This is a genomic window from Microbacterium sp. 18062, assembly GCF_902706225.1.
In the GTDB taxonomy this organism is placed as follows: Bacteria; Actinomycetota; Actinomycetes; order Actinomycetales; family Microbacteriaceae; genus Microbacterium.
The window spans coordinates 1-23,206 of record NZ_CACSKB010000057.1; the positions used below are offsets into that span (position 1 = coordinate 1).

Consider the following 23,206-nt stretch of genomic DNA (forward strand, 5'->3'; position numbering starts at 1 on the left):
TCCATGCGCAAACTCATCCACACCCTCCACGACCACGCAGAACCCGCCCGTCCCGAGCTCCACCTCACCGCCTGACCCCATCCATCACAGGAACAACCGAAGTGACACCACGCCACGGGACTTGACCGAACTGGTCGAGATGAAGATCGCGGTCGCTTGCATCGAAGGGCCGAGGCCGCGCTTTCAGACCGCGCGCTGAGTGCGAAGCGCAGGCGGTCTGTCTCTTCCGCTGGGTCCGATTGGCGGGCACCTGTGACCGTGGAAGACCTGGCGGCGGCGGGCGTGTGCTGTCTCGCAGCGCCCGTCGTCCAGCCGAGCGGGAGCGACATGCCGCCGCGGTTTCGCGTGACCCGGGGAACGAGAGGCTAAGACGCCCAGCAGCCCCAGGGCCGTTTGTCGTGCCGCGTTGCCGTGGATCGTCTCAGCGCTTGCGCGTCGACGCGGGACGGCGACGCCACCTCGTGTGTCGCGGAGGTTACGCGCGCATGGCAAGACATTACGTCGGCTACAGCGGAGCTGTACGGCGATCCTTGCGCGGATTTACGCGACCAACACATTCTCGAAATCAACCTGCACCTGACACTTCGTAAATTCGAGGTCACGCATCCGAAGCAGTCTGTCGATTGCGGGCGTTCGCGCGACACGCGCACGATGAGGACGGAGCCACCGGAAGCACCCGATCCGGCGGGCTCGCCACCGCCCCAGCGCCACACGTCACCCGTCTTCGCCCGCACCCAAGGAAGTGACCATGATCCGCTCTCGAACCCCGCTCGCCCGAGCCCTCGCCGCGACGGCAGCCCTCGCCGCATCCGCCCTCGCCCTCGCCTCGTGCGCCGGCGACCCGTCCGACGGCTCCTCGGACGCCGCCGCTCTCGAACCGGTCGACTACCAGCTCAGCTGGCTCAAGATCACCCAGTTCGGCGGCTTCTTCGCCGCCGACGCCGAAGGCTTCTACGCCGACGAGGGCATCGAGCCGACCTTCACCGCGGGCGGGTCCAACATCCTCGCCTGGCAGCAGGTCGCCGGCGGTGCCGCTCTGCTCGGCGACGAGGACAACACCCTGTTCCTGCAGGCGGTCGAGAGCGGAGAGGACCTCGTCGCCATCGGCACCGTCTTCCAGAAGTCGCCCATGGCGATCATGAGCCTGTCGGACGAGCCCATCACCGAGGCGAGCGACATCGAGGGCAAGACGATCGCCTACCCTGAGAACGGCGTCGACCAGCTCACCTCCGCGCTCGAGGCGAACGGCGTCGATCTGTCCACCGTAGAGATCGTGCCCGCCGGCTCCGACCCGACGCAGCTGGTCACCGGCCAGGTCGACGGCTACGGCGGCTACGCCACCTCGCAGGGCGCCTCGCTCGAGCTGCAGGGCCTCGACATCGACTACCTCTACCTCGACGACCTCGGCGTGCCCAGCTACGGCAACATCATCGTCACCACCCGCGAGAACCTCGAGACCGACCGCGACCTCATCACGCGGTTCATGACCGCCTCGGTCAAGGGATACGAGTGGCTGAACGCCCACCCGGCCGAGGGCGCCGCGATCGTCGTCGACGACGTCAACCCCACCGGCGGCCTCGACCTCGCCACCGAGGAGAAGACGGCCGAGATCCAGGCGACCCTGATCGGCTCGCCGGCCGGCGTGCTGCGCATCGACCTCGACAAGATGCAGGAGATCATCGACTCCCTTGTCGCCGCGGGCACCCTCAGCACGCCGCTGGAGGCCGCCGACGTCGTCGACACGTCGATCCTCGACGACGTGTACGGCGACGCCACGTCGCTGCTCGACTGACCGGGCGATCGGGGCGGCCTGGGCCGCTCCGGCCACCCCGATCGTCACCCCACCCACCCGACCGACCGACCGACCGACCGGAGCACAGGATGATCATCGACGCCTACAACAACATCTGGGAGGCCTCCGGCACCTCCGACTACCTCACCGCGGAGTCCTTCACCCCCGACACGATGATCGCTCACCTGGACGAGGCCGGCGTCGACATGGCCGTCGGATGCTCCCTGGGCCAGAGCATCGACAACCCCTACATCGCCCGGGTCGTCGCCGCCCACCCCGACCGCATCATCGGCTTCGGCCAGGTGAACCCGCGGCTCCCCGGCGCCGTCGAGTCGCTGCGCGAGTGCGCGCGCCTCGGCCTCAAGGGCATCAAGCTGCACCCCACCCTGCACGGCTACCACTTCGCCGACCACGGGCTGCTCGACCCGATCTTCCGGGCGGCGAGCGACGAAGGACTGACGCTGCTGGTCAACGCGCTCGACGACCCCTGGTGCGCGCCGCTGTCGATCGAGGAAATCTCGCGGGGCTTTCCCGACGCGCCCGTGCTCATCGCGCACATGGGAACCGTGTGGAACGTGACCGAGGCGCTCATCGTCTCCGAGCGGAACCCCCACATCTACCTCGAGACCTCCAGCACGCAGCTGCTCGAGGTGCAGATGGCCTACCGGCGCGTCGGCCCGGAGAAGATCGTCATGGGCACCGACTGGCCCGGCAGCGCCTTCGTGCTCGAGCGCGCCAAGATCGCCCGCGCCATCCCCGACGAGGCCGACCGGGCACTCGTCGAAGGCGGGAACCTCGCCCGCATCCTCCGTCTGGGCCACTCGTGAGCACCGCGACAGCCGCCCCGGCGGGGGACATCGTCGTCGACGCGGTCGACAAGGAGTTCCGGGTCAAGGGCGGCGTGTACACCGCCCTCAAGGACGTCGCCTTCCGCATTCCCGCGGGCGGCTTCGCCACCCTGCTGGGGCCCTCTGGATGCGGCAAGTCGACGCTGCTGCGGATCATCGCCGACGTCATCCCGGCCACCCGCGGGACGGTCGACCTGTTCGGGCGCACCCCCGCCCAGGCACGCACCGACGCGCAGTTCGGGTTCGTGTTCCAGGACCCCGTGCTGCTGCCGTGGCGGTCCGCGCTCGCGAACGTGGAACTGCCGCTGCAGGTGCGCGGCGTGCCCCGGTCCGAGCGCCGCGAACGCGCCATGGCGATGCTGCGGCTCGTGGGTCTCGAGGGCTTCGAGGGCCACCAGCCCGCCAAGCTCTCGGGCGGCATGGCCCGCCGCGTCGCGATCGCCCGCGCTCTGATCGAGGAGCCGCGCGTGCTGTTCCTCGACGAGCCGTTCAACGGCCTCGACGAGCTGCGTCGTCGTCAGATGAACGCCGAGGTGCAGCGGATCTGGGAGGCCACCGGCACCACCGCGATCCTCGTCACGCACAACGTCGCCGAGGCGGTCTTCCTCTCCGACACGGTGTTCGTCATGGGACGCAACCCCGGGCGCATCGTCGCCACCCGCGAGATCGACCTGCCGCGCCCCCGCGCCCTCGACTCGATGCTCAGCGACGACTTCGTCGCCCACGAGCGAGCGCTCACCGACCTGCTCAGCCGGTCGTACGAGGACCTGACGGACGAATGAGAACGGCATTCCGGCCCACGACGATCGTCGTCTTCTACGTCGCCCTGATCGCGACGTGGCAGATCGCCGGTCAGGCCGTCGCGGCGCCCGGCGCCGTGCTCGTGCCGCCGTCGACCATCGTCGAGACGTTCGTCGCCCGCGGCGAGGCCATCGCCCTCGTCACCGGCATCACCCTCGTCGAGACCGGCGCCGGCTTCGCCATCGGCGCCGTCTCGGCCATCGTGCTCGCGGTCGTCGTCGACCGGTTCCGGCTCGTCGGCGACGCGCTGTACCGCCTGGCGCTGATGCTCTACGCGATCCCCGTGATCGCGATCGCCGCGCCCCTGACCGCATGGCTGGGGCTCGGGATGACCGCGAAGATCGCCGTCGCCGCGCTCGCCGCCTACTTCCCCGTGCTCGTCAACCTCACCGGTGCCCTTCGCACCCTGGACCCCCGCATCGACGAGCTCGGCCTCGTGCTGGCGATCGGCTACTGGCGCCGGCTGTGGTCGCTGCGTGCCCCCGCGGTGCTGCCCTCGCTGATCTCCTCGTTCAAGATCGCCGGGCCGGCCGCCTTCATCGGCGCCCTCATCGCCGAGTGGATGGGGGCCGAGAGCGGGCTCGGCGTGATGCTGCTGCAGGCGATGTTCAACTTCAACGTTCCACTGCTGTGGACCGTGCTGCTGGTCGCGACAGCCGTGAACGGGCTGATCGTCGTGCTCTTCGCGGCGATCGAGCGTGCCGCCGTGCCGTGGCACGACTCCGTCACGTCCGGAGCGACCGCATGAGCGTGCTCAGGGCCGTCGCGGCCCGCGGCCGCGCGCCCCGCGAGGGCGTGGCCACCACGGGGACGCGGGGCGTCGTCGTGACCGTGCTGGTGGTCGCACTCGTGCTCGTCGTCTGGCAGGTGGCGACGACCGTCGCCGGCACCTCCGGCACCGTGCTGCCCGGCCCGGTCGCCATCGTCGCCGAGGCGGACTGGATGGCGGTGCTCGCCGCCGCAGGCGTCACCGTGCTGTCGACCTTCCTCGGCTTCATCGCCGGCAACCTGCTCGGTCTCGTCCTCGCGATCGCCGTCACCTCCTCCCGTCTGCTCTCCGATCTCGTGTACCCCCTCGCCGTGTTCGTGCGCTCGATCCCGATCGTCGCCCTCGCGCCCTTCCTCATCCTGCTCTTCGGCCGCGGCGCCGCCGCATCCACCGTCGTCGCCGCGCTGATCGTCTTCTTCCCGACCCTCGTCAACGTCATTCTCGGGCTCCGCTCGGTGCCTGCCGAGGCGCTCGAGCTGACGCGCGTGATCAACGCCCCGACATGGTTCCAGTATGTTCACGTGCGGATCCCGTTCGCCCTGCCGTCGTTCGTCAGCGCACTGAAGATCTCTGCGCCGAGCGCCGTGCTCGGCGTCATGACGGCGGAGTGGATCATCGGCGGCAGCGGCCTCGGACGGCTGGTCATCCAGTCCTGGCTCACCCTGCAGGTGCCCACCATGTGGGGCGCGGTCGTGTTCTCGGCCGTCGTCGCCTGGCTCCTGTTCAGCGCGGTCGGCCTGCTCGAGCGGATGCTGCTGGGATGGGCGGTGCGCACATGAGCGCCCTGCTCATCCGCGCCGACGCGGTGCTCACCGCGCATGACGGCGAGCTCGTGCACGACGGGGGCGTGCTGGTGGAGGACGGCGTCGTCGCCGCCGTCGCGGACGCCGCATCCCTGGCCCCCCGGGCCGACGAGACCGTCGACGGCGGGCGTCTGCTCATGCCCGGGCTGATCGACGCGCACTCGCATCTTCGCGGCGTCGCCCTGCGCCACCACGGCATCTCGCCGGCCCCGCTCGAGACCTGGATCTGCACGCTCGCCGCGATGACCCCGCTGCCGCCCGGAGACGAGACGTTGATCGCGACGGCCGAGTTGCTGGAGACGGGCGTCACCGCCGTGCAGGGCATGGTGCACACCTTCGCCGAAGCGCAGGGGCTCGCCGCCGCCTGCGCAGAGGCGGACGCGGCTGCGCGGGCGGCGGGCATCCGCGCCCTGCTCGTGCTCGGCCACAGCGACCACGCCGAGCGCGCCCCCGAGCCTCCGACGGGCGAGTGGGCGCTCGTGCCGCCCGTCGAGCACGGGACGGGACTCGACGGCTTCGCACGCGTCGCGCAGCGCCTGCTGCGCTCTCACAACGACGGCACCGGACTCGTGCGCTGGGGTATCGGCCCCGTCGCCCCGCAGTGGGCCAGCACACCCGCCCTCGAGCGCATAGGCCTGCTCGCCGGCGGCCATCGGCTGCATACCCACCTGCACGAGAGCGCACTGCAGCGCGGCTGGATCGCCGACGATGCCGAGCCGGTCGACCGGCTCGCCGCCGCCGGCCTGCTCGGGCCTGCACTGTCGGCGGCGCACGGGGTGCATCTGCGCACGGACGAGCTGGACCGGCTGCGCGCGGCGGGCGCCGCCCTCGTGCACTGCCCAGCGTCCAACCGAGCCCTCCGGGTCGGCACCGCGCGGGCGGCCCTCTGGCTGAGACGCGGCCTTCCGGTCGCGCTCGGCATCGACAGCCAGGGCGACGACGCCCCCGACATGTTCGTCGTCATGCGCGCGGCGCTGCGCTCGGCGGACGAGATCGGCGACCCCCTGCAGCCCGGGCAGGTGCTCGCGATGGCCACGACCGGCGGCGGCGCCGCCCTCGGCGACCTGCGGCTCGGCCGCATCCGCCCCGGCGCGCCCGCCGACCTCGTCGGCCTCGACCTCGCGCCCGACGCCACCCGTGACGTGCAGATCGCCCGGCTCGTCGCGCACGGGTCACGCGAGGCGGTGCGTAGCGTCTGGGTGGACGGCCGCCGCGTCGTGCGGCGCGGCCGCGCGCTCGTCCAGACGGCGGACGCCCGCGCCCGCCTGCGCACGGCGCTCGCCGCCGACGCTGCGTCCCGTGCCGAGCGCCTGCACCGGCTCCGCCCCGTGACGGATGCGGTCGCCCGCGCGCAGGCGGAGGCACGGGCATGATCCGCGCCGACGTGTGGGCGACCGGCGACGCGCTTCTCGGCGAGGCGCCGCGCCTGATCGCGCCCGTGCCGGGCGTCGAGCCCGTGCTGCGCTGGACCGACCTGCTGCAGGGCGAGGTGCTCGAGCGCGGAGCCCGCGGAGCCGCGGTGCGCGTGCGGGGCTTCGAGGGCGAGACCGTCAGCGCGCTCATCCCCCTCGCCGCCGGGCGTCTCGCGGTCGCGCTGCGCCGCCGCATCCTCGTCCTCGAGGCCGACGGCGAGACCGAGGTCGCAGAGATCGCGCCGGGCCTGCCCCCGGGCATGCGGCTGTCGGACGCGATCGCCGGACCGGGCGGCCACGTGTGGGTCGGCGTGGTCGACGAGCAGCTGCACGGTGCACCCGGCAGCCTGATGCGCGTGGGCCCCGGCGCAGGCACGCTCGTGCGTGACGGCATCGGGTTCGCCAACGGCGTGGGCTTCAGCGCTGACGGCCGTCGCCTCTTCCACGTCGACTCGACCGCGGGCACCGTCGTCGCGATCGAGCACGACCCGCGCACCGGCCGCACCGGAGACGCGCAGATCGTGTTCCGCCACAGCGCAGACGGGGAGCTCGACGGACTCGCCGTCGACGCGCACGACCGGCTCTGGATCGCGGTGTTCGGTGGCGGCCGGGTGCTGTGCGTCGGCACCCGCGGCGCCGACGCCGGCCGGGTGCTCGACACGGTGACGGTGCCGGTCAGCCGGGTGACCAGCTGCTGCTTCGGCGCCGACGACAGCCTCTACATCACGACGGCGCGCATCGGCGCGCTCGCGGACGAGCTCGCGCGCGAGCCGCTCGCGGGCTCGGTCTTCCGCGCACGGGTGGGCAGCCTCGGCGGCCCCCGACACGAAGGGAACCTTCTCGTATGACGCTCGAACAGCAAGCGCCCCCCATGCTGTCCACCCGATCGGGGGAACCGCTGCCCACCGGCTCCGGCATGGGCGGCGGCATCGTGGCGGGCGTGTTCGCCCAGGCCGAGTCGATGCGCCCCACCCTCTACGGCGAGAAGTGGGCGATCGTCGGAGGGCATCCGCTGGTCACCGAGGTGGGAGCCGAGATCCTGCGCCGCGGCGGCAACGCGGTCGACGCGGGCGTCGCGGCCGGGTTCGCCTCGAACGTCGTCCAGGTCGACATGTGCAACCTCGGCGGCATCGCGCCGATCCTCGTGCGACCGGCCGGATCCGCCGAGGTCTCCGCGATCGCCGGGATCGGCGTGTGGGGCGCCGGCGCCGACCTGGCAGCCATCCGCGCCGCGCACGACGGCGCACTGCCGCTCGGGGGTGTGCCGAGCATCGTGCCCGGCGCCGTGTCGGGATGGCTCACCGCGCTGAGCCGCTACGGCACCATGGGCGTTCCCGAGGTCGTCGCCGCCGCCGTCGATCTCGCCGAAGAGGGGTTCCTGATCGACCCGCGAACCGCATCGCACTTCGCGACCATGGCGAGCGGCCTCGCGCAGTGGCCGTCGAGCGCGGAGGTCTACCTGCCCGACGGTGCGGCGCCGCGTGCGGGGCACCGGCTGCGCCAGCCCGCCCTCGCGCGCACCCTGCGGACGCTCTCGCAGGCCGCGACCGCCGCGGCGGACGGGGGCGCCTCCCGGGAGGAGGCCATCGAGGCGGCGCACGCCGCCTTCTACACCGGCGACATCGCCCGCACCATCGTCGACGCCGTCCGCGCGCGCGGGGGACACCTCGACACCGCGGACCTCGCCGGCTTCCGCGCCGACGTCGACCCGGCGCCCTCGGTCGCATTCGGCGACTGGCGGGTCCACGTGCCGCCGACCTGGTCGCAGGGACCGATCATCGCCCAGGCGCTCGGCATCCTCGAACGCCGCGGCATCCGCTCCATCCCCTTCGACACCGGCGCCTACGCGCACGAGGTCGTCGAGGCGCTCAAGCTCGCGTTCAGCGAGCGCGAACGCTGCTACGGCGACCCGCGGCGCACCGGCATCGACACGCAGTCGTTGCTCGACGACGCGCACCTGAGCGAGCTGGCCGCCATGATCGGCGAACACGCGTTGCCGAACATGCCCACTTCGCGCCAGGCCGGACCCGCGCTGCCGTCGACGACGGCGATCGTCGTGGTCGACGAGCACGGCGCGACGTTCGCGGCCTCGCCCAGCGACACCCTCGACGGAGCGCCGCTGATCCCCGAGCTCGGCATCCTCTGCTCCCCCCGCGGTGTGCAGAGCAGGCTCATCCCCGGGCACCCGAACATGCTCCGCCCCGGTGGCCGCCCCTGCGTCACCCCTGCGGCGATGATCGCCCTCGATGCGGGCCGCGACGCCGTGTGGGCGGCGGCGTGCCCCGGCGGCGACGTCATCGTGCAGGCGATCGTGCAGGCCATGCTGCTCATCGACGTCCACGACCGCACGCCGCAGGCCGCCGTCGAGGCGCCGCGCCTGTTCGGCTCCAGCTTTCCCGGCGGGTTCCACCCGCATCCGGTCGGCGACTCCCTGGTCTTCCTCGAGGGCTCGTTCTCGCCCGAGGTCGGCGACGACCTCGAACGGCGCGGGCACCGTGTCGTCGACTGGCCGGCGAACGAGTTCGACGCCGGAAGCGTGCAGACCGTCATGTCCGTGCCGACCGGCGAGGGAGAGCGAGTGCTCACCGCCGGTGCCGACCCGAGAAGGAGCGCATATGCGAACGCACGATGAGCCGCGGCATCCGCCCGTCGAGCACGGCGATGTCGGCGCGTGGGCATGGCACCACGCCGGGCTCGTGGTGCGCCGGCTGGAGCCCGCCATCGACTTCTACCGGCACGCACTCGGCTTCGAGGTCGAGTTCACGGTGTGTGACATGGGCGACCAGTTCCAGCGGACCGTCGGGCTGCCGGGGGTCGTGTGCGACCTGGCGCAACTCGTCGCGCCGCACTCGGCGACACGGCTGGAGCTGATCGAGGTGCGCGGCGTCCCGGTCGGCACGCCGCCGGAGCTGCCCGTGCACGTGGGCGTCGGACACGGCGCGTACCAGGTGCGAGATCTCGACGCCGCCCTGACCCGGCTGGTCGCCGACGGCGGACGGCCCATCGGCGAGGTCGTGGAGTTCGCCGAGGGGCCGGCCGTCTACTGCTGGACGCCGGCCGGGACCGTCGTCGAACTGGAGGAAGCATGGAACTGAGCACCGAACGCCGAGACGACTGGGCGCGTCGCTACCGCCTGATGAGCCTCATGCGCCGCTTCGAGGAGGCGTGTCTGGAGGGGGTGGCGAGCACCGAGATCCACGGCGAGCTGCACACCGCGATCGGCCAGGAGGCCGTCGCGGCAGCGCTCGCCGAGCACCTGCGCGACGACGACGCGCTCACCAGCACCCACCGCCATCACCTCCACGCCATCGCGAAAGGCGTGCCGATCATCCCGCTGCTCGCCGAGATCTTCGAGAAGGAGACGGGCCTGTGCGGCGGATACGGCGGGCACATGCACGTGTTCAGCCCCGAGCAGCGGTTCTCGACGACCGGGATCGTCGGCGCCTCGCTCCCCGTCGCGCTCGGCCACGCGTACGCGGCGCGCCTGCAGCGACGGGATGCCGTCGCCGTCGCCGTGATCGGCGACGGCTCGGTCAACACCGGCGGGTTCGCCGAGGCCATGAACATGGCGGGGGTGCTGCGTCTCGGCCTTGTCGTCGTCATCGAGAACAACGAGTGGGCCATCTCGGTGCCCTTCTCGGCCTCCAGCGCGACGCCCACCCTGGCCGAGCGGGCGCCCGCGTTCGGCGCGGTCGGGGAGAGGGCCGACGGACTCGACGTCGACGAGGTGTCGGGGGCGCTCGAGCGCGCCTTCGCCCACGCGAGATCAGGCGCCGGCCCCGCCGTCGTCGAGGCGATGTGCTACCGGTTCCGCGGACACTACGAGGGCGATCTCGACCTGTACCGCGACAGCGCGGAGAAGGCGCGTCGCATCGCGGACAAGGACCCGCTGCGGATCGCCGAGCGCGCCCTGAGCGCCTCGGGCCTGCTCACCGCGCAGGAGCTCGGCGCGCTCGACGCCGCCGCTGCGGCCGACATCGCCGCAGCGCTCGCCGAGGTGCGGGCCGCATCCCAGCCGCCGGCGAGAACCGCCCATGACCACGTCTTCGCGTCCGGCCTGGTGCCGAACGCATCCGTCCGAGAGGAGACCCCGGCATGACCGCCACGGTCACCCGCAACATCAACGTCTCGCAGGCGACGGCCGAGGGGCTGCGGCTGGAGATGGAGGCCGACGCATCCGTGCTCGTGATCGGCGAGGACGTCGCCGCGCAGGGCGGCGTGTTCGGATCGACGCGCGGACTGCTCAAGGCGTTCGGCCCAGAGCGCGTGCTCGACACCCCCATCTCGGAGATGGCGTTCACCGGCATGGCGGCCGGGCTCGCCATGGAGGGCTACCGCCCCGTCGTCGAGATCATGTTCGTAGACTTCATCGGCGTCTGCCTCGAGCAGGTGTACAACGCCGTCGCGAAGATCCCGTACATGAGCGGCGGACGGGTGCGGATGCCGGTGGTCATCAAGACCGCGGGCGGCAGCATCGGAGCCGCGGCGCAGCACTCGCAGACGCTGTGGGGACTGTTCGCGCACCTGCCCGGGCTGCGGGTGGTCGCCCCGTCCAACCCCTACGACAGCAAGGGCATGATCGCCGCGGCGGTGCGCAGCGACGACCCCGTGGTCTTCATCGAGCACAAGGGGCTGCTGCTGGAGCGGGCGGCCGGCTTCTCGTTCGGCGGCGCCGTGCCGAAGGAGCGCTACGACGTGCCGCTGGATCGCGCCGCGGTGGTGCGGCCGGGGCGCGATCTCACCGTCGCGACGCTCAGCGGCTCGGTGCGGCACGCCGTCGACGCGGCCGCCGCCGCGAGCGCCTACGGCGTCGATGCCGAGGTCATCGATCTGCGCTCGGTCGTGCCGATCGACTGGCAGACCGTCTGCGGGTCAGTCGCGCGCACACGACGCCTGCTCGTCGTCGACGAGGACTATCTCGGCTTCGGCCTCAGCGGCGAGCTGATCACCGGCGTGCTCGAGCGCATCGGGCTCGGCGGCCTCGACGGCATCGCCCGGCACGGGAACCCCGACGTGCCCGTGCCCGCCGCGCTCAGCCTCGAGCGGGCCGTGGTGCCGGGCGCGGGCTCGATCCTCGCGGCGATCCTGCGCGCGACGGGGGAGAGGCGATGAGCGCCCGCTCCGTCGTCGTGCTGGGCGGCGCGGGCGCGATCGGGCGCGTGGTGTGCGCGGTGCTCGCCGAGGCGGGCATGCGGGTGACCGTCGCCGACGTGCGCGGCCAGCACGACACCGCGGCGTCCCTGCCCGCCGTCCCGGCCGGCGCCGCACCCCACGACGCCCTCGACCTCGACATCACCGACCGCGACGCCGTGCTGGCCGCCCTCGGCCCCGAGGGCTCCCACGCGGGTTACGACGCGCTCGTGGTCGCCGCCGGGCTCAACTACACCGGTCCCGTCGCGACCACCGACTGGGATGCCTACGAGACCGTGCTCGCGGTCAACCTCCGCGGCCCCTTCCACGTGGGGCAGGCGCTGAGCCTCAACCTCGCCGCGCGGCCCCGTGAGTGCAGCGCCGTGTTCTTCTCCTCCACCGCGGGGCTGAAGGGCGAGGGCGGCGCCGCCGTGTACGCGGCGTCCAAGTTCGGAGTGATCGGGTTCATGGAATGCCTCGCCGCCGAGATCGCCCGGCACGGCGGGCGGGCCAACGCGGTGTGCCCTGGCAACATCGACTCCCCGATGCTGCATGTGCTGGCCGGACAGGTGGCCGAGCGTGAGAGGCGCGAGACCGCCGACGTGCTGCGCGACTTCGCCGCGGCGACCGCGTTCGAGCGGCTCATCGACATCCGCGAGGTCGCGCACGCGGTCGCCTTCCTCGCCGGCCCGCATTCGACCGGGCTGAGCGGCCAATCCGTCGTGATCGACGGCCCGCCGCGCTGACCTCCGCCGCTCCACCCCGAAGGGACTCCCCATGATCGACATCGACACCGTCGTCTCGGACACCCGCAGCCTCATCGCGATCGACAGCACCAACCCCGGCAGGCTGGAGGCCGACTGCGCCGACTGGATCGAGCGTCGCCTGCACGGTCTCGGCCTGGACGTGATCCGGCATCCGGTCGCCCCCGGGCGCGACAACCTGCAGGTGACGGTGCGCGGTCGCGATCGCGGCGCGCCGCGGTTCGTGCTCGTCTCGCACATGGACACGGTGCCGATCGGCGAGGGCTGGACCCGCCCGCCTCTCGGCGGCGAGATCGAGGACGGCCTGCTCTACGGGCGCGGCGCGTGCGACATGAAGGCGGGACTCGCGCTGACCCTCGGCCTCGTCGAGGCGCTGGTCACGACCGGGACCGTGCCGCCGGTCGACGTCGTCGCCTTCTACACCGTCGACGAAGAGGCGCCCGGGATGCGGGGCGCGCACCAGCTCGTCGCGTCGGGGCTGCTGCGGCCCGACGACCAGATCCTCGCACCCGAGCCGTCCGGCATGAGGCTGCGCATCGCGCAGATGGGGCTGCGCTGGCTCACGCTCCGCGTGCACGGCCGGATGGCGCATGCCGGGCGCGCGCACCTCGGCACCAACGCCGCCCACGTCCTGGCGCACATCGTGACCGAGCTCGAGACGGTGTTCGACGCGCTGCCGTTCGACGACGCCATCCTCGGGCGTCCGCGGTTCACCACCGGAGTGGTGACGGGAGGGGTCTCCACGAACGTGGTGCCGGCATCGGCCGAGGCCGAGCTCGACCTGCGGATCGTGCCGCCGCTCGTGCCGGAGGACGCGGCGCGCATCGTCGAGAACGTCGCCGCCCGGGTCGTGCGGCGCTACGAGGACGCGTCCTACGCCATCGAGCTGCTCGGGGCGAGGCGCCCGCCGGTGCGGGCCTCCGACGACGCGATCGTCGTGCGCGCCCTGCGGGCCTCGTACGAGCGGGAGACGGGCCTGCCGCCCGGGATCGGCGGCGCCGACGGGCACGAGGCGTATACGGACTCTGCGATGATCGCCGCGCTCACCGGCTCGACCTCGGCGACCGTGCTCGGACCGGGCGCCACCGACCAGGCGCACACCGCCGACGAGTACGTCCCGCTCGCCGACCTGGAGCTCGGTGCGCGACTGCTGTGGGACATGGCGCGCACCTGGCCGAGCGCGGTCGAGCCGGCGCGCGCGGGGGAGCCGTCATGATCCGGCTGCCGCTCTACGGGCGGGCGCAGAGCGAGCTGCCGTCGGTCGCCGACGTGCTGGAGTCGGCGAGCCTGCGCCGCGGCGACCCGGTCGTCGTCGGCGGCGTGACCGGCACCGACCGGACCGTCCGCTGGGTGCACGTGAGCGAGGTGCCGGGCATCGCCGAGCTGCTGCACGGCGGCGAGATGCTTCTGACCACGGGCATGATGCTGCCCGAGGAAGAGCAGGACCTCGCCGCCTACATCGATCGACTCGCCGATGTGGGGATCGCGGCGCTCACGATCGGCCTCGGGCCGCGATTCTCCGAGCCTCTGCCGGCGGCGATGATCCAGGCCGCGGACCGCCGCGGCCTGCCGCTGATCGCGCTCCGCCGCACGATCGCGTTCATCGACGTCACCGAAGAGGTGCATGCGGCGCTCGTCGACGTGCAGGTGCGGGAGCTTCAGGCGTCCGAGAACATCCACGTCATCTTCAGCTCGCTGGCTGTGCGCGGCAGCCGGCCCGACGAGGTGCTGCTGCACGTGGCCAAGCTCTCCGGCTTCGCCGTCGTGCTGGAGAGCACCGCCCACCAGGTTCTCGCCTTCGACCCCGCGGCGCGGTCGCGCGGCGACGTGCTCGCCGAATGGGCGGAGCACAACCAGCGCTCGTTGCGGCGGGGGCGCACCTTCTACGACCCGCAGACCGGATGGCTGCAGACGACGGTCGGCGCGCGCGGCAACGACTGGGGGCGGCTGATCCTCATGGCCGGAGACGCCGGGGTGCGCGACGTCACCGGGCAGACGGATCCGACCCTCAGCATCCCGCGCAGCCTCATCATGCTCGTCGAGCAGGCTGCGTCGACGCTCGCCATCGGCCGTCTCGTCGAGCGCGAGTCCGAGCTGCTCGACCTGTCCACGCACCAGAGCGTGCTGGCCAACCTGCTGGCCGGAGCGGCCGATGCGCGCGAGCTCGATCAGCAGAGCGCGGCGCTCGGGGTGTCGATGCGCCGCATGGCGTTGACGGCGCTGGCCGTGCGCGCCCGCTCCGGCGCCGGCGAGGTGCCGACGGCCGATGTCCGCGCGCTCGCCGCAGTCGTCGCCGAGACGGCTCGCGGCGCCGACGCGCCGTCGCTCGCCGCGCCCGTCGACGATGCCGTCGTCGGGGCGCTCGTGCACCTGCCGCCGGGCGGGGTGCGTGCGTTCGCGGAACGGCTGGCGGCTGCGGCTGCCGAGCGGCGCATGGACGTCGTGGTCGGGGTCGCGGGGCCGGGCACCGGGGTCGATCAGGCGCGGGCGTGCCTGTCGGAGTCGATCGAGACCGTGAACGCCGCCGTCGGCATCGGCCTCACGGCCCGCGTCGTCGGATGGGACGAGCTCGGCGTGCGGGGCCTGCTCTACTCGCTGCGCGACGACCCGCGGCTGCAGCGCTTCGCCGAACGATCGCTCGGCGCCCTGCGAGCGTACGACCGAGAACGCGACGCGACGCTGACGTCCCTGCTGCGGCACTATCTGGACTCCGGTCGCAACAAGACGACGGCGGCGGCCCGCGCGTTCGTCTCCCGGCCGTGGATGCATGAGCGGCTGCGTCGCATCGAGGGCATTCTCGGTGTCGACCTCGACAACGAGGAGGACTGCATGAACCTGCAGATGGCGCTGGCGATCGCCGAGCAGCAGACCGACGGCGACGCCGACGGTGCCGCGATGCGGAGCACGCGATGACGGCCCGAGGGGGAGACCGGCCCGCGGTGTCGGCTGTCGCAGGAAGGCGGTCGGTGACGGCTGCCGTCGCGGGCTCGCGGTCGGCGGGGGCTGCCGTTGCGAGCGCGTACCGGCGCATCGCCGAGGTGGATCGGCCCGAGGTGTGGATCTCGCTGCGCGCGCAGGCCGACGCCGAGCGCGAGGCGGCGGCCATCGATGCGCGCGCGGCCGCGGGGGAGGACCTGCCGCTGGCCGGGCTCACCCTCGCCGTCAAGGACAACATCGACGTGGCGGGGCTCCCCACGACGTCCGGTCTGCCGGCCGCGGCCGTCGTCGCCCACACGGACGCGCCGGCGGTCGCGCGGCTGCGAGCGGCCGGTGCCATCGTGATCGGCAAGACCAATCTCGATCAGTTCGCGACCGGACTGGTCGGCACGCGCAGCCCCTACGGCGCCGTCCGCGGCTCGCGGCTGCCCGACCGGATCTCCGGCGGATCCAGCTCCGGGTCGGCGGTCGCGGTCGCGCTGGGCGCGGCCGACATCGCGCTCGGCACCGACACCGCCGGCTCGGGGCGGGTGCCGGCGGCTCTCAACCGCCTCGTCGGCGTCAAACCGACCCTGGGTCGCGTGCCCGCGACGGGGATGCGCGACGCCTGCCGTCCGTACGACACGATCACCGTCTTCGCCCGCGAGCCGGCGACCGCCGCGACGGCGTACTCGATCATGGCGGGAGCGGACGATGCCGACCCGCGGTGTCGTGCGCTGCCCGCGCGGCGCAGGCTCGCCGCACCGGCAGCGCCGGTCGTGGTCGTCCCCGCTGCATCCGAGCTGCGCCCGCTGCCGGCGGCGTCGCGTGCCGCGTGGGATGCCGCGGTGGACCGTGTCGCGCGCTTCGCGACGGTACGGACGGCCGATGTCGCCGTGCTGCTCGACGCGGCACGACTGCTCTACGACGGCGCGATCGTCGCCGGGCGGTACGCGGCAGCCGGAGCCTGGGTCGAGCGCGACGTGGCCGGCCTCGATCCTACGGTCGCCGGCATCGTGCGTGCGGCGAAGGACCCTCGGGCCTGGCAGTACGTCGACGACAGCGCGCGTCTCGACGCGGCACGTCTGCACGCCGAGCGGATCCTCGCCGGCGCAGACGCCATCCTGCTGCCGACGGCGCCGCGACATCCGACGATCGCCGAGGTGACGGCCGACCCGGTGGGCGTGAACTCCGAGCTGGGCACCTACACGAACTTCGTGAACCTGCTCGACCTCGCGGCCGTCGCGGTGCCGGCGGGATCGCTCGGCGACGACGGCGACTTCGGTGTCTCGTTCATCGTCCGGCCGTTCGAGGACCAGGTCGCGATGGACCTCGCCGCCCGCTTCCTCGATCGTGAGCCGGTGAGCATGGACGCCGAGCAGGCGGACGGGATCGAACTGGCGGTGTTCGGCGCCCATCTGCCGGGCCAGCCGCTTCACCACCAGCTGCAGGAGGCCGGGGCGCGCTTCGTCTCGGCCGTGCAGACGGCGCAGGCGTATCGGCTCTACGCGCTCTCGACGACGCCCGCGAAGCCGGGCCTGGTACGGATGGACGATGGGGGGCAGCGCGTCGAGGGCGAGCTCTGGCGCCTCAGCCCGGGCGCGCTGGGTGAGTTCCTGGCACAGCTGCCGCCGCCAATGACGCTCGGCACGGTCGCGCTGGCGGGCGGACGTCAGGTGGTCGGATTCGGATGCGAGCCCGGTGCCCTCTCGGGAGCCGAGGACATCACTGCGTTCGGCGGCTGGCGCGCGTACCTGGCTCGGCGGGCGGTGTAGTCGCCGCTCACCCCGTCGAGGGCGTTCGGGCCCGATCCGGACTACCTGCAGGACGTCCGAGACGGATGGCCGGAGTGACCCTCTCCATCCTCGACGCGAACGTCATCGTCGCCGCAGGAAGCCATGCCGACGTACGCCAGCGGAGGCTCTCGCGCGGCTCGCCGCTGCTGTACGGGGTCGCGGATTGCTGGTGCGCGGAGGGTGAGGGACTCGCGCGCGGGGTAGCCATCCACCCCACCGCATCGCCCCGGTCGTCGAGCGGGGCGCTCGGGAGGAGACCGTCGCTCGGCCGCATGAGCCGCGCCGCGGCGGCTGCTCGACCGCGAGAGCCGTCGGTCGCGATGCACCGATGTTCGGAATCGAGCAGGAAAAGCCGGAAGATCCCAGATCAGGGGTGATATGTGCGATCGGTCACGGGCCGGACCCGCATCCGCTTTCCGTGATCGTTCGAGGCATCCCCGCGGCCAGGCCATAATGGCTTCAACAGTTGCACCGACAACTGTGCTTGCCGTGCCTTTCCCTGCGAACCCGAATCCACCGCGCGACAATGACAGATCATCCATCCGACTCGGCGTCCGGCCGATCCGAGGACGTGCCGGACGATTCCGTTCGCCTGTTCGCGGACGATCTGGCCGGCCTGCGCAGCGAGGCGGGGGCTCCCACGCTGGAGCAGCTCGCGCAGCGGGCGGGCATCTCGAAGAGCGTGCTCTCCGACGCGTTCGCCGGTCGCCGACTGCCGACCGAGAACACGGTGCGCAAGCTCGTGGCGGCGCTCGGCGGCGATAGCGCACCATGGGTGGCGCGGCGCCTCGCTCTGGATCCGCGGCATGCCGCAGCTGCGTCGTCGGAGATGCGCGCGGCACCCGTCGAGACAGCTCCGTCCGGCTCCGAAGCCCGCACGGGCCTCGCGCGTCCGGTCACGCTGGGGGCCTTCCTCATCGGCCTGGCGGCCGTCGCCGTGATCGCGGTGGCGACCTCGGCGATCACCGCGGGGCTCGTCGCGCAGCGGGTGGCGGCAGCGGCCGACGTCGCGCCGACGCCCGAATCCACCTACCTTCCTTTCGCGGACGGCGTCGATCCCATGCTCACGATCTGCCGAGAAGACGTCGTTCTCGCCGGCGGCGACGAGTTTCTCGACGGCGCCGTGCTGGTCGAGATGATGTACTCCAACCACTGCATGGCGGTGTGGGGGCGGGTCACCCGCCACGACGGGCTGGCCGCGGGGAACAGCATGTCGATGCTGATCTATCCGCGCGATGATCCCGAGAGCGACCGCAACCAGCTCCGCAGCGACAGCGACCTGCAGTCGCTGTACACCACCCTGCTGATCGAGCCCGATGTCGAGGCCCGGGTGTGCGGGATCGCCACGATCACCGTCGGCGAGGAGACGTTCGAACAGCCGAACCCCGTCTGCATCTAGGACGCGGCATGAACGGGGGAGTCAACGCGCAGACCGACGTCCCCGCAGCGCGCGTCGTCGCGGATGCCGACCGCACCGGTGGCCGTGCACCCGACAGCATCGGCGCCTTCGCGTCCGACCTCCGGGAGCTTCGGCATGGTGCGGGAAATCCCACGCTGCACGCGCTGGCTCGCAGGACGCTCATCTCCAAGAGCGTGATCTCCGAAGCCTTCGCGGGGCGCCGGCTGCCGACCGAGAACACCGTCTCTCGGCTGACCGGCGCGCTCGGCGCGGATCCCGAGCAATGGGTGGAGCGGCGCGCATCCCTGTCGCAGGCGGGCGGGTCTGCACTGGCGACGAGCGGGTCGTCGCCGGCCGTCGCGCGCCTCCCGGCACCGGCCGATCGACGCTTCCGAGCGCTGCCGCGACGTCTGATCGTGCGTGTCGTCATGATCGTCGTGCTCGCATCGACGCCCCTGGTCTCGGCCGCGTGGTGGGGCCACCAATCGAGGCACGGGCGCGGACGCCTCTCCGGCGCCGGCGCGTGTCGTCGCATCCCCGCTCCCGCCCGCGCCGCGCGCCGACCCGACGCGAACGATCTGCGCGGAGGACGCGGTCGTCGCGGTCAGCGAACGGCGCCTCGACGAAGGCGTGCTCGTGACCCTTCTGCACTCGGCGGTGTGCGATGCCGTCTGGGGCGAGCTCGTCCGTCTCGACGGACGCCTCGACGGACGAGTGATCACCATCGAGGTGTTCCCGCTCGACGATCGCTACGGCGGCCGCAGCAGCAGGGCGACGGCCACGGGCGCATCGGCGGTGAACACCAGGATGCTCCTGGGGAGCTCACGGCTGGAGGGCGTGTGCGCCGTCGTGACGGTCGCGCCGACCACCGGCGAGACGTCGACGACCGAAGCCCCGCTCTGCGTGTGACCCGCGTTCCGGCGCGTGCCCGGGCCGAGCCGGAGCCGACGCGCGCGTTCGTATGCGCGTTCGGTCTGAGTCGTGGCATCCGGAGATCCGTTTCCGGACGGAAAATCCGGAACCCGGAACCGCGCTCCTGCTTTGCACCGCCGTTCTCCGATCGGATGGGATGAGCAGGTACCAGATCAGAAAACGCTCGGGCCTGCAGTTCATGCGAGTCTCAGCACTTCGGGGGAGACAGCATGAGGTTGTTCACGACGCGCCGGCGTTCGCTCATTCGATCGTTGACGGCCTTGGTCGTCACGACGGCGCTCGTCGGGTCCGGCAGCGCGATGGCGAGCGCGCTCGTCAGCCCCGCGGCAGAAGACGACCGCGTGCACACGATCACCGGCACCGTGACCGATGACACCGGCGCGCCCGTGCCGGGTGTCTGGGTCATGTCCGAGCCCGATCCGGACGGCGTGTACGGCGAGGCGATCACCGGCGACGACGGGCGGTACGAGCTGACCGGGCTCGCGCCGGCCTCGTGGCTCGTGAGCTTCCACACGGAGAACTCCTTCCTCTACTACGACAACGCGGCCAGCCGGGCCGAGGCGACGCCCGTCGTGATCCCGGCCGGTGAGGCGACCACGGTCAGCGGGATCGATGTCGTGCTGCCGAGGCTCGGCACGGTGCAGGGTGTGATCGCCGAAGCCGACCGCGGCGTCGTCCAGAACATCAGTCTGGAACCCGTCGACGACCACGGGCGATGGGCGTCGGCGACGTACTCGCGCGAGGACGGCAGCTTCGTCGCCGCGCGCGTCATGCCGGGCACCTACCGGCTCATCGCCGGCCTCAGCGTCGACGGCGCCAACGTCTACACGCAGCTCACGGTCGGAGAGCCGTTCGTGGTCGCCGACGGGGAGGTGCACGCCTTCTCGGAACCGGTGGCGCTGCCCGCCCACGGCGTGCTCACCGTCGCACTCGACGGCATCGACGAGTCGTCGTACGGCGAGAGCGTGGAGGTGCTGGACACTGAGACGAATCGTGTGCTGGCCTCGACGACGTTCTGGGCGGAATCGGACGAACGCGCGATCGTCCTCCCGGCGGGAACCGTCATCATCAAGCACACCGGCTCGGACGGCGCCGTCTCGTACTACGACGGCGCCGCGCGGCCCGCCGACGCGACGCCCGTCGAGATCGTCGCGGGCGAGACCGTGTCGGTGCGCCTCAACGGTCAGGGGTCGGGGTCGATCAGCGGCACCGTCACCGGGGCGTCCGGAGAGCCGCTCGCCGGCATCGGCGTCGAGACCTACCGCGCCAACGACCAGTACCAGGTGGTACGCACCGTCACGACGCGCGACGACGGAACCTTCTCCGTCGCCGGGCTGCGGCCCGACAACTACGCCCTCAAGGCGGTGGGCGGCGCCACCCTGCACGCCGACGCGTGGTTCGGCCCCGACGGCACCCGCGAGCGCGCCACGGCCGTCGAGATCGGCGAGGGCGCGACCTTCTCCGACGCCGACATCGTGCTCGCCCCCGGTGGCGGAGTCACCGGCCGGATCGAGGCGCCCGCCGGGATCTCCTGGATGCGGGTCGACCTCTACCCGGTCGACGGCGGCGACGGACGCAGCGTCGTGGTCTACCCGGAGGCCGAGTCGCAGTGGTCCATCCTGGGGCTGCCGGCGGGCACGTACTCGCTCAGCTACTCGTTCTCCGGAGGGGTCGCGGGCGTGGAGGACATCGTCGAGGTCGTGGCGGGAGCCGTCACCGAGGTTCCGGTGTTCGCGCCGACGCCCTCGATCCACGGCGTCGTGACGCAGGCCGAGACCGGCGACCCCGTGCCGTACGCCGAGGTGAGAGCCCACTACCTCGAGTCGGACGAATGGGGCGAGTGGTGGAACTGGACGTCGGTGTACGCCGACCCGAACGGCGCCTACTCCTTCTACGGCTTCGCGCCGGACCGGGAGTACTTCCTCGAGTTCACCGGCTCCGACCGCGTCTCCGCATGGTGGGAGGACGCCGCGTCGCTGGAGGACGCGACACCGGTGGTGGTGAGCCCTGACGAGCCGCGGCAGATCGATGTCGCGCTCGGACGCGGCATCACGGTCTCCGGCACCGTCGTCGACGCGATCAGCGGTGCGCCGGTCGGCGACGTCTGGATCTCCGCATCCGGTTCGGGATCCTCGTGGGCATCGACGTCGAGCAGCCAGGACGGGACCTTCGAGCTCTCGTTGCCGGGCGCCGGCGTGTACGGGTTCAGTACCGATGCGACCGACACCCATGTCGCGTCGTCGTGGTCGGCGACCGTGCCCGCGGAGGGCTTGTCGGGCGAGCGCATCTCGCTGCAGGCCGGGTACACCGTCTCGGGCGACGTGCGGTCGGCGAACCTCGACAACCCGCTCGGCAACATCGGTGTGCAGGTCGTCGACGGCTACGAGTCATGGGTCGCGTCCGGATACACCGGGAGCGACGGCACCTACACGACCTCCGCGCTGCCGGCGGGCGAGTACCGGGTGCAGTTCTCGAACTGGCAGGGTCTGTACGTCGAGCAGTGGTACGACAACGCGACGAGCTTCGCGGACGCCACGGTCGTGTCGACCACCGGCGGATCGGTGACCGGCATCGACGCCGGGCTCGTGCTCGGCGGTCTCGTGCGCGGCACGATCGTCGACGAGAACGGCGAGCCGCTCGCCGGAGCGACCGTCGGTCTCGCGACGGCGCCCGTGTCCGGTCTGTTCTCGCTGTTCGAGCTGTTCAACACGGCCGACCCGGCCGACGCCCTGCTCGGCATCGAGGTCACCACCGACGCGAACGGCCAGTTCGCCCTGCCGCCCGTGCCCGCGGGCTCCTACACGGTGTACGTCTACACGCCCGAGCGCGGTACCACCTGGCTCTACGACCACGGCACCCGCGCCGATGCGGACGTGATCGAGATCGGCGCCGGACAGAGCATCGTGCTCGACGCGCAGAGCCGCGAGCTGGCGCCCGGGGCCGTGCCCCGCACGCCCGAGCAGTCGCTCTCGGACGCCTTCGAGATCGTTCGCAACCCGGTGAGCGTCGAGGCCGAGGCGGGATACGACGCCGAGTTCACCGCGAGCGCCTCGGGCGATCCGCTGCCCGACGTGCAGTGGCAGGAGCGCACGGACGACGGATGGCGCGACCTCGATGCCGAGAACAGCACCACGCTGTATCTGCCCGTCGTCGGCGACAGCGACAACGGTCGGGAGTTCCGCGCCGTGTTCACCCAGGGCGAGGAGGAGCTCACCTCCGGCTCTGCGACGCTGACGGTCCTCGCCGCCGCCACCGTGCCCGCGACCCTCGACGCGCCCTCGGTGACGCAGATCGGCGCCACCGAGGCGACCGTCGAGTGGGCCGCTCCCGCCGACGACGGCGGCGCGTCCGTCGTCGGCTACGAGCTGAGCCTCTACGCGGCCGGGTCGGACATCCCGGAGCGCACCATCTCGGTGGGCGCGGTCACCTCGCAGGAGATCGGCGGACTGAGCCACAGCACCGACTACGAGGTCTCGATCGCCGCCGTGAACCGGGTGGGCGCGGGGGAGGAGTCGCCGCGAGCGGCCTTCTCCACGCCGCGACTCACGGTGCCCGGCACCCCGACGGTGACGTCCTCGACCGCGACGTCGGCGACCGAGCTGTCGGTCGCGTGGGACGCCCCCGGCGACGACGGCGGCAGCCCGATCACCGGGTACGTCGTCGAGGTGCTGCACGACGGCAGCCCCGTCGCGGATGCCGACGTGCACATCGAGGGCACGGCCGCGACCGTCAGCGGGCTGACGCCCGAGACGTCGTACACCGTCACGGTCGCCGCGACCAACGTGGCGGGCACGGGCGCCGCGGCATCCGCATCGGTCACCACGCCCGCCGCGCCGCCGGAGG

At 72.4% G+C, this 23,206-nt stretch carries 18 protein-coding genes; all 18 read left to right on the top strand.

Going from position 1 to position 23,206, the window contains the following annotated elements:
- Window positions 1–748: 748 nt before the first annotated feature.
- Window positions 749–1,792 carry an ABC transporter substrate-binding protein gene (locus GVL03_RS16380; RefSeq protein WP_159502079.1) on the top strand — a complete coding sequence of 348 codons (1,044 nt, stop codon included), beginning with the start codon at window positions 749–751 and terminating at the stop codon, window positions 1,790–1,792.
- Window positions 1,793–1,881: 89 nt separating this feature from the next.
- Window positions 1,882–2,619: an amidohydrolase family protein gene (locus GVL03_RS16385; protein WP_159502080.1), complete on the top strand. Its 738-nt coding sequence runs from the start codon at window positions 1,882–1,884 to the stop codon at window positions 2,617–2,619.
- Window positions 2,616–3,422: an ABC transporter ATP-binding protein gene (locus tag GVL03_RS16390; RefSeq protein WP_200847209.1), complete on the top strand. Its 807-nt coding sequence runs from the start codon at window positions 2,616–2,618 to the stop codon at window positions 3,420–3,422. Before GVL03_RS16385 ends, GVL03_RS16390 begins: the two co-directional genes overlap by 4 nt.
- A complete protein-coding gene (locus GVL03_RS16395; RefSeq protein ID WP_159502081.1) occupies window positions 3,419–4,189 on the top strand; it encodes an ABC transporter permease in 771 nt (256 codons plus the stop codon). The genes GVL03_RS16390 and GVL03_RS16395 overlap by 4 nt, the downstream gene beginning before the upstream one ends.
- A complete protein-coding gene (locus GVL03_RS16400) occupies window positions 4,186–4,989 on the top strand; it encodes an ABC transporter permease (RefSeq protein WP_159502082.1) in 804 nt (267 codons plus the stop codon). Before GVL03_RS16395 ends, GVL03_RS16400 begins: the two co-directional genes overlap by 4 nt.
- Window positions 4,971–6,386, top strand: coding sequence for an amidohydrolase family protein (locus GVL03_RS16405; protein WP_159502083.1), 1,416 nt, complete (start codon window positions 4,971–4,973; stop codon window positions 6,384–6,386). The genes GVL03_RS16400 and GVL03_RS16405 overlap by 19 nt, the downstream gene beginning before the upstream one ends.
- Window positions 6,383–7,273, top strand: coding sequence for an SMP-30/gluconolactonase/LRE family protein (locus tag GVL03_RS16410; RefSeq protein ID WP_159502084.1), 891 nt, complete (start codon window positions 6,383–6,385; stop codon window positions 7,271–7,273). The genes GVL03_RS16405 and GVL03_RS16410 overlap by 4 nt, the downstream gene beginning before the upstream one ends.
- Window positions 7,274–7,296: 23 nt before the next feature.
- Window positions 7,297–9,057: a gamma-glutamyltransferase family protein gene (locus GVL03_RS16415; protein ID WP_159502085.1), complete on the top strand. Its 1,761-nt coding sequence runs from the start codon at window positions 7,297–7,299 to the stop codon at window positions 9,055–9,057.
- Complete coding sequence (locus tag GVL03_RS16420; protein WP_159502086.1) at window positions 9,041–9,520, top strand: VOC family protein; 480 nt, start codon at window positions 9,041–9,043, stop codon at window positions 9,518–9,520. Before GVL03_RS16415 ends, GVL03_RS16420 begins: the two co-directional genes overlap by 17 nt.
- Complete coding sequence (locus GVL03_RS16425; protein WP_159502087.1) at window positions 9,511–10,524, top strand: thiamine pyrophosphate-dependent dehydrogenase E1 component subunit alpha; 1,014 nt, start codon at window positions 9,511–9,513, stop codon at window positions 10,522–10,524. The genes GVL03_RS16420 and GVL03_RS16425 overlap by 10 nt, the downstream gene beginning before the upstream one ends.
- Complete coding sequence (locus GVL03_RS16430) at window positions 10,521–11,537, top strand: alpha-ketoacid dehydrogenase subunit beta (RefSeq protein ID WP_159502088.1); 1,017 nt, start codon at window positions 10,521–10,523, stop codon at window positions 11,535–11,537. The genes GVL03_RS16425 and GVL03_RS16430 overlap by 4 nt, the downstream gene beginning before the upstream one ends.
- Window positions 11,534–12,301 carry an SDR family NAD(P)-dependent oxidoreductase gene (locus GVL03_RS16435; protein ID WP_159502089.1) on the top strand — a complete coding sequence of 256 codons (768 nt, stop codon included), beginning with the start codon at window positions 11,534–11,536 and terminating at the stop codon, window positions 12,299–12,301. Before GVL03_RS16430 ends, GVL03_RS16435 begins: the two co-directional genes overlap by 4 nt.
- A 31-nt stretch (window positions 12,302–12,332) precedes the next feature.
- Window positions 12,333–13,535 (top strand): M20 family metallopeptidase, encoded by a 1,203-nt coding sequence (locus tag GVL03_RS16440; RefSeq protein ID WP_159502090.1) that lies wholly within the window; start codon window positions 12,333–12,335, stop codon window positions 13,533–13,535.
- Window positions 13,532–15,232, top strand: a complete 1,701-nt coding sequence (locus GVL03_RS16445; RefSeq protein WP_159502091.1) for a PucR family transcriptional regulator — start codon at window positions 13,532–13,534, stop codon at window positions 15,230–15,232. Before GVL03_RS16440 ends, GVL03_RS16445 begins: the two co-directional genes overlap by 4 nt.
- A 53-nt stretch (window positions 15,233–15,285) precedes the next feature.
- Entirely contained in the window at window positions 15,286–17,010 is a 1,725-nt protein-coding gene (gene atzF, locus GVL03_RS16450) for an allophanate hydrolase (RefSeq protein WP_235038205.1), read from the top strand.
- A gap of 592 nt (window positions 17,011–17,602) precedes the next feature.
- A complete protein-coding gene (locus tag GVL03_RS16455; protein WP_159502093.1) occupies window positions 17,603–18,430 on the top strand; it encodes a helix-turn-helix transcriptional regulator in 828 nt (275 codons plus the stop codon).
- A 636-nt stretch (window positions 18,431–19,066) separates the two neighbouring features.
- Window positions 19,067–19,339: a hypothetical protein gene (locus GVL03_RS16460; protein WP_159502094.1), complete on the top strand. Its 273-nt coding sequence runs from the start codon at window positions 19,067–19,069 to the stop codon at window positions 19,337–19,339.
- Window positions 19,340–19,572: 233 nt separating this feature from the next.
- A partial coding sequence (locus GVL03_RS16465) for a carboxypeptidase regulatory-like domain-containing protein (protein WP_200847210.1) occupies window positions 19,573–23,206 on the top strand: 3,634 nt, incomplete at its 3' end.